The organism is Altererythrobacter sp. CAU 1644 (genome assembly GCF_029623755.1).
GTDB classification, from domain to species: Bacteria; Pseudomonadota; Alphaproteobacteria; order Sphingomonadales; family Sphingomonadaceae; genus Erythrobacter; species Erythrobacter arenosus.
Map to the genome: position 1 here is coordinate 2,104,389 of NZ_CP121106.1, position 7,863 is coordinate 2,112,251.

At 61.1% G+C, this 7,863-nt stretch carries 4 protein-coding genes; 1 reads left to right on the forward strand and 3 read right to left on the reverse strand.

What is annotated here, in order from left to right; genetic code table 11:
- Positions 1-81 precede the first annotated feature (81 nt).
- Positions 82-1,962 (forward strand): CapA family protein, encoded by a 1,881-nt coding sequence (locus P7228_RS10455; protein WP_278015185.1) that lies wholly within the window; start codon positions 82-84, stop codon positions 1,960-1,962.
- 18 nt (positions 1,963-1,980) lie between these two features.
- Here P7228_RS10455 and P7228_RS10460 read toward each other — a convergent pair whose 3' ends face one another.
- From P7228_RS10460 to P7228_RS10470, 3 genes are all read right to left on the reverse strand, one after another.
- A complete protein-coding gene (locus P7228_RS10460) occupies positions 1,981-3,288 on the reverse strand; it encodes an HlyD family type I secretion periplasmic adaptor subunit (RefSeq protein WP_278015186.1) in 1,308 nt (435 codons plus the stop codon).
- The gene (locus P7228_RS10465; RefSeq protein WP_278015187.1) at positions 3,272-5,026 is read right to left on the reverse strand and encodes a type I secretion system permease/ATPase; all 1,755 of its coding nucleotides are present in this window, start codon (positions 5,024-5,026) and stop codon (positions 3,272-3,274) included. The genes P7228_RS10460 and P7228_RS10465 overlap by 17 nt, the downstream gene beginning before the upstream one ends.
- Before the next feature lie 176 nt (positions 5,027-5,202).
- The coding region (locus P7228_RS10470) for an MSCRAMM family protein (RefSeq protein WP_278015188.1) at positions 5,203-7,863 on the reverse strand (2,661 nt) is incomplete at its 5' end.

Here is a 7,863-nt window from a genome sequence, read left to right on the forward strand (position 1 = left end):
TTCGCAGTAAAGGCTTGGCTCGGGGAGCTAATCCTAGGAAGGTGCGCAGAAGTGAAGGTCGCCAAGGGGAGAGCGCGCGCAGTGACGTTGGGGAAAATGGCGCTCGCGGCACTTGCAGGGATGACGGTTCCCGCCACTTTCGCGCTCGCCAAAGAGCCACAGCAGTTCCAGGCGAGCGGTGTGATCGATACCGCCTTTGATCGCGTTTCCGCGAACGGATTGACCGCAAAGATCAATGGCCAGGCAGCAACCGTCCACGGTGAGGGCGCCTATGCGGTACAAGTGCCAATAGCGCCCTATTATCAGATCGTTGTCGAGGGCGGATTGATCCACCCGACGGTGCAGACATTCGGCCATAACGAAATCTACCGCGCGATCTGCGACTGCCTGCAGATACCTGCGATCGAAGTTGTTGCGCGAAAAGCAGGCCGGATCGAACTGTTGTTCGCCGGCGATGCTATGGCGGGGCGACGCTATGTCGAGCCCATCTGGGGCGAACGGCAACTGATCGATCCCGCGGATCCTCTTCCCGACATCAAGGCACTCCTCGAACCGATGCGGCCCTATGTCGAAACCGCGGACCTTGCGTCGGTAAACCTCGAGATCGTCCTGTCCGATCGCGATTTCGGCAATTCGCCGCCCAAGAGCGTGACCTTCTACGCCTCTCCGGCGCTGGCGCACGCGCTGGCGGACGCGGGCTTCGATCATGTTTCGCTGGGCAACAACCACAGCTACGACCTTCTCGAGGAAGGCGTGGTCTCAACGATCGATGCGGTGGAGAGGGCGGGGCTCGCTTGGTCGGGCGCAGGATTGAACGAGGAGCAGGCGCTGCGTGCCTCGCGCCTCGATGTTGGAGGACAAGCGCTTTCGCTGCTCGGCTATGTCGGGTGGAAGGGCTCGGTCGAGCCCAACCAGGTGGCTGAAGCGGGCAAGGGCGGGGCGGCACACGGCTCCGACAAGAACATCGCTGCCAGCGTGGCGCGGGAGGCCGCGCTCGGTCGCAACATCATCGCCCAATACCACGGCAGCCGCGAGTACAGCGACGGTCCCACGGAAGAGAGCGAACGCAGAATGAAACTTGCGGTCGATCGCGGAGCCGCGTTGGTCGCGTCGCATCACCCGCATGTGCCGCAGGGGATTGAGCTCTACAACGATGGGCTGATCGCGTATTCGAGCGGAAATTTCCTGTTCGATCAGTACTTTCTGGAAACGCATGGCAGTTTCGTGCTTCGGGCATGGCTCGACGATGGAAAGGTTGCGCGGGCGGAGGTCATTCCGATCCGCATCCTCGATTACCGACCGGTCCCGGCGGTAGGGTCGATGCGCGAAGCAATTCTCGATCGGCTCGAACGACTCTCGGCCGCGCGCGGTACGCGAATTGATCGTAACGGCGGGCATGGGGTAATTGTGCCACGGGCAAGTCGGGCCGAAGCGCCGCTGGCGCGCATGAGGGGATGCGGTTCCGGAGAGGACCTGCTGCGCAGCGGGGACTTCGAGAACGCCACTTATGGAGATGCCAATGATCGCTCGCTGAAGGCCGAGGGCGGCAAAATCGCATTCCCGATGATTGGTTCGGGCGGACACGTCCTCCAACTCACACCAGCGAGCAATTCGGCCAGGATGACGGTTTCACCATCGACGTTCTTCCGCAACACGGGCGGCACGCAGTTCGAGGTTTGCGGGTCGGTTTTCGCTCCTGCCGACGTCAGGCTCTCACTTGGTCACCAGATGCGACAGGATGGGCAAGGGCGGTTCGATGCGCTGGAGGGCAATCCGGTGAGCCCCGCCGGCAAGGACACGCAGGTCAGCGGCGGTGCCTGGCACGATTTCTCGATCACGTTCCAGATCGACAGCAGCGATCGCGGCAAGCCCCTGAGGCCGATGCTGACCATCGCCGCGACCGATGGTTCGCTACTGCCGCAAGTGGCGTTGGACAACCTGCGCATCCTGATGCGCGACTGACAGCTTCTCCAAGTCGCATCAGTCGCGAAATGCCGTCTGGCTGAGCCGTGTGATCGGCGTGAAGACATAGGACAGGATCGAACGCTTTTCGCCGAGAAGATTGACGTTCGCCATCATGCCCGGGCCGATCTTGAGCGGTTTTCCCCTTTGGTCGTGCAACTGCTCGGTCGTCTGAACTTCGACGGTGTAAAAGGTTTCTCCGGTCCGCTCGTCCTTCACCGCGTCGGGCGAAATCGAGGTCACTGTTCCCTCCAGCGTGCCATAGATCGCCTGGTTGTAGGCCGTGATCTCGAGGCGAGCGGTCTGACCGAGGCTGACGTTCGCTATATCTTGCGGGCGGATCATCGCCTCGATGTAGAGCGCATCCTTCGACGGCACGATCTCCGCGATCGGGCTGCCAGCCGCGACCGTTCCCCCGACCGTCGTCACCAGCACCCGGTTGACGATGCCTGTCACCGGGCTGCGAATGACGGTGCGATCGACCCGATCGGACAGCGCCGGGAGCTGCAACTGCTTCGAACTCAGCTCGGCTTGGGCCATGCTCAATTCGCCCGCCGTGCGGCTGAGCCAATCGCTGCGCATCTGCGCGCTTTGCGCCTTGGCTTCGGCGACTCCCGCGCGTGCACGGGCGAGCGCGGCGACGCCCGAATCGACTTCCTTGCGGGCGACCAGGACATCGTTCTCGGTCTTGATGAGGTCGACCCGAGGGATGACCTTGGTTTCGACCAAGGGCCGGATCATGTCGAGTTCCTGTTCCAGCGCGGAAAGTGTCGATCTGCGCGCGTCGAGCATCGATTGCGCTTCGATTACAGCGCGTTCGGCCTGATTGACGCGTGCCGACCCAGCCGCCATCGCGCTCTGCAACTCGGCCCGGCGGGCAGCGTGAAGCGATTGTTCGATCGCCACCTGGTTTTCAGGAGCGACCCCGTATTGCGGCGTAACGCCGCGAACTTCGGCGTCCAGTCGGGCGATCTTGGCCTGTAGTGCGCTGACTTCGGCGGTCGAGCTGCCGAAGGCCGCGCTGGAAAGCGTCGGCGAAAGTCGAACGATGATGTCGCCTTTCTTGACCGTCGCGCCCGGCTTGACGAGAATTTCTTCTACGACTCCGCCTTCGAGATTGGACACGATCTGAAGCTTCGAACTGGGAACGACATTGCCCAATCCTCGAACGCTGCGGTCGATTTCCGTCAACGCCGCCCAGGCGAACAGCAGGACGAAGAATGCGATGATCGCATAGAGGATCAAATTGGCTGACTTGCGCGCGACGAATTCCTGCTCCTCGACCGGCGCGTCGGCCCCGTTCAGATAATCAAGCAGCTTGGCCATTGCGTCCTCTCGATGCGCTTCGAATATCGGCCACCTGGCTCCGGATGGAATCGGTCGATCCGTCCATGATAACACGTCCGTTGGCGAGCATGACTATGCGGTCGACCATCCGCAGCAACGAAGGCCGATGGGTGATCAAGACCAGTGTGCGTCCCTCGAACTCTTCGCGAAGGTTCTCCATCAGTCGCTTTTCGGTTTCCGTGTCCACCGCAGAGGTCGGTTCATCCATGATGATGATCGGTGGCTTGCCGATCAGCGCTCGCGTGAGAGCGATCGACTGGCGCTGCCCCCCGGATAATCCTTCGCCGCGATCGGCCAGATCGAGGTCGTAGCCCTGCGGGAAGCGGGTGATGAACTCGTGCGCCAGGCTGACTTTGGAGGCGCGCATCATCTCCTCTTCGCCAACGTCTTCGCGGCCGAGCAGGATGTTGTCGCGGATCGAGCCTGTCAAAAGCACGTTGTCCTGCAGGAGGGCACCCTGCTTCTTGCGAAGCGAGGATGGCGAAAGCTGGCGGACGTCGGTCCCGTCGATCAGCACCAGGCCACTGGTCGGGGGATAGAGCCCGATCATCAGGCGGGCGATGGTCGATTTGCCCGACCCGATCGGTCCGATCAACCCGATGTGCTCGCCCTTCGCGATGCTGAAATTGACGTTGGAAAGCGCCAGTTCGGGTGCATCGGGGTAGCGGAAATCGACATTGCGGAACTCGATTGCCCCATCGACATGGCCGACCTGCAGGCCCGCACCACGCGGTCCCTCGCCCGGCTGTTCCATGAACTTGTCGATCTGGTGATAGGCGGTGCGGGCGGCGTTAAGCCGGGTCAGCAGGTGGGCAATCGTCGACAGCGGCGCCACGACGCGACCGGCCAGGATCGAACAGGCGATCAGGCCGCCCAGTGTCAGTTCCTGAGCAGCGATGGCAAACACACCGAAGATGACAACGCCCGTATAGGCCATGGTCTGCGCGGTGCCGGCAATGGTGATGGCGATGTTCGAAACGACCCGCTGGCGCAACGACGCGCCCGCGTGCCCGCTCACTGCATCGTCCCAGCGACGAGTGAGGATGGAACCTGCGTTCGCCGACTTGACAGTTTCGAGACTGCCGATCGTTTCGACCAGCACCGACTGCTTGCCGAGGGCTTCTCCCAGCGTCTCGGCCGACAGCCGTTTCATCACCGGCTGCGAGATCAAAGCGGCTCCGATGACGATCGGGATCATCGCCATCGGCACCAGCACGATCCACCCGCCGATAAGCGCGATCACGGCGAGAGTGACGATGATGAAGGGCAGGTCGACCAGCGCGGTGATGGTGGCGGAAGCGAAGAAATCGCGCAGTGTGTCGATCTCGCGTACGAGGCCTGCCATGCCGCCTGTTGATCTGCGGCCGAGATCCATCCGCATGTCCAGGATATGTTCGAAAATCGTCTTGCCGATATCGCGATCTATCCGTGCCCCGGCGACGTCGACGAAATAGGCGCGCAGCAGCTTTAGACAGAAATCGAAGATCAGGATGATCGCAAGCCCGATCACCAGCGCGATGAGCGAATCCGTCGCGTTGTTGGGAACGACGCGGTCGTAGACGGTCATTGTGAACAGCGCGGTTATCAGCGCGAAGACATTTATCAGGGCCGCGGCCAACGCCACCTTCATGTAGATCGGGCGGTTCGCCCGGAGCGGTTCTGCAAGCCAGTTGGCGAGCCGGCCGCGCGGCAACTCAACGTCTGTTATCGACCCCAATCTGCTACCCTCCGTTCCCGTTTATCGGGAGAGTTCCCATTGTGAATCTCGTCCTGCCCCCCACCGGGCACGAAAAGGGAGAAAGGGCATCCCAGCGAAGATGCCCTTTCTCCAAGCCGATCATCCAGGTCCTTGGACAGAACTTGAGATGACCTTTGTGTGTCGTCTTGGTCGTTTCATGCAATCGAACTCATCTGCGATGCCAACGCCAGGTCGGCATCCTCGATCAACTTGTTGCTGGCATCGTTGTGATCGAACAGTGAGGCGTCGCCGAGCGAGACAATGCTGTAAACCTCCGTCGACTTGGTTTCGTACAGGCTCTGGCTGAGATACTGGTCGACCTGTTCCATGGCCAGCTTGGCTTCCTCGCTGTCGCGGTCGCAACAGAATTCGACATACTCGCCCTTGTCCGGATCCCATATCGTGCCGGTATTGTTGTAGCTATCGAGCGCCGAATGGATCGCCGAGCCGGAGATGGTGTACTCGCCCGCCGGATTGACCTCGTCGCCGGGCTTCTGCCAACCCGCCGAATTGGTCCTCACCTTGCCCGCGCCATCGAGATCGAAGACCGCGTCATTGTTCGAGCCATCCCAGCGTTGCAGCCAGTCGATCGCTTCGTTGAGGTAGGCCTGGGCACTGTAAGGATTGCCTGCGTCTCCAATGCAATTTTCCTGCCCCGGATCTGACGGATCCGGATTGTTGGCGAGGAAGTTGAGCCAGGTCGCGACCACGTCGCGGCCCATGATCCACAGTCCATCCGCCGGACCCTTCGGACGATTGGAAGCGTCGATTAGCTGCTGCGCGTCGTTGAGGCTGATGAAGATCGTATCTTCCCACGCATCCTCGACACCATTCTGGTTATAGTCGCCGATCAGCAGTCCTTGGACGTCGTCGAGCGGTTCCCCATCATTGATCCCGTCTCCGTCAACCGCGTTGAGGAATCCATCTCCGTTGGAGTCAACTGCGTAGACCAGCTCTCCTTCGGCAAATCCGGGATCGCTGTCGTCAGGATCATTGGGATCGCCGGCATGCTTGCCCTCATTGCCGACAATGCCATCCCAGAACAGGTAACCGTTGTTGCTCCAGAAGCCCGGCGTGCCGACGCCCACGCAATCTTCCTCGAGCACGTAGTAGTTGGCATCGTCTGCGTCCGAGACCGTCGTGGTGCTGATCGCCGATATCGCTTCGACCATGCCGGTGTTCTCGTGCTGGCCTAGTTCCGAAGTGAGGTTGTAATAGAGTGTGAACGACTCTTCCGGTGCCAGAGTAAGGATTTCACCGGCATCGATGGTGCCATCTCCATCGGTGTCGAAATTCGACCATGCCTCGCCGAGATCTTCGGTTTCATTGCCATTGAGATCGACGAACACATTGAATGCATCGAGCGTCGTCGGATCCAGGTCCGGCGTGTAGACGATGGACTCCGAGGAAGTGATCCCGTTGACGGTGTGCAGGACGGTATCGCTCAGCGTGATTGCCGTCAGGGTTTCGTTGCCGGTGTTGGTCACGACCAGCTTGAACGTCACTGTCGTGCTTGTGCTCGCCTGGAGGCCATCGGGATCGTCATCGCTTCCTTCGGGCGGATCCTCCGGTAGATAATCGAAGAGATTGGTCTTCACGCTCTTTTCGATGTCGATGCTCGGGTCGGGCAGGAAGTTGCCGAAGTTGCCCTTCTCGGCCTCGCCGAGCGTACCGGTGACGGTGTTGCCGCTCTCGATGTCGAATGTGTAGTTGCCGTAGGTCTGGATCCAGTCGCTGGTCAGCAGCGCCTCGTAGACATACAGCGTGCCGTCGGCATCGTCACCCAGCACTGCGCCGCCCACGCCGACGACTTCGGCCGCAGTGAACGGGTTGAGCCCGTCGAACGAGTAGCTGCCGTCGACATCTGTGGTGGTCGAGGCGATGTAGCCATTGGTCGGATCGTCGTCGAAGTCGAGGATGATGGTCCAGCCCGAACGGACCGCGTCGTTCTCCTCGTTCCAGGTCTTGTCACCGTCGGCATCCTCCCACTTGAAGCCTGACACGGACATGTCGGCGAAATTACCGAAGTTGAGCGCCTCGGTATCGCCGAAGTCGCCTGCGGCATCGGTCCCGCTGGCACCGACCACGGTGTAGTACTCGAGGTTGGTGTCGTAGGTCTGGACCCAGTCGGGATCGGAGGTGTCCTCGCTGATCCGATAGGTGCCCGGTCCGAGGTCGGTGAACTCGTAATAGCCGTTTGCACCGGTCAGCACGCTGTCGGAGAAGTCGTCGAACTCGCCGTCGCCGTCGGTGTCGCCGACGATGTTGATGGTCCAGCCGACATAGCCTTGCTCGCCGGCATCCCACACTCCGTCGCCATCGTCATCGACCCACTTGTGGCCCGAGATATCGAACAGCTCGAAGTTGTAGAAGTCCTGGTCGACAACCTCGAAGCCGGAGGTCTGCTCGCCGACCGAGACGACGATCGGGGAGACGTTGACCCAGCCGGTCTTGCTCTCCTCGACCACCCAATAGGTGCCCGGCAACAGCTCGTCGAAGGTGTAGTTGCCGCTCGCATCGGTGGTGGTCATGGCGATCGAGCTGCCCGGCAGCGTCGGGTTCATGCCCGGATCGCTGTCGAACAGGTAGATCGTCCACCCGCCCGCCTCGGTATAGGCGCTCTGGTCATCCGTCGTCTCAAGATCGCCGTCGCCATCGACGAACTTGGTGCCCGAGATCGAGCCGTACTCGACATTACCGAAGTTGAGCGCCTCGGTATCGCCGAAGTCGCCTGCGGCATCGGTCCCGCTGGCACCGACCACGGTGTAGTACTCGAGGTTGGTGTCGTAGGTCTGGACCCAGTCGGGATCGGAGGT

Bases quoted from the DNA above. Each gene is read 5' to 3' on its own strand.
- P7228_RS10460 (WP_278015186.1), bottom strand. From the start codon at position 3,288: ATGGCCAAGCTGCTTGATTATCTGAACGGGGCCGACGCGCCGGTCGAG.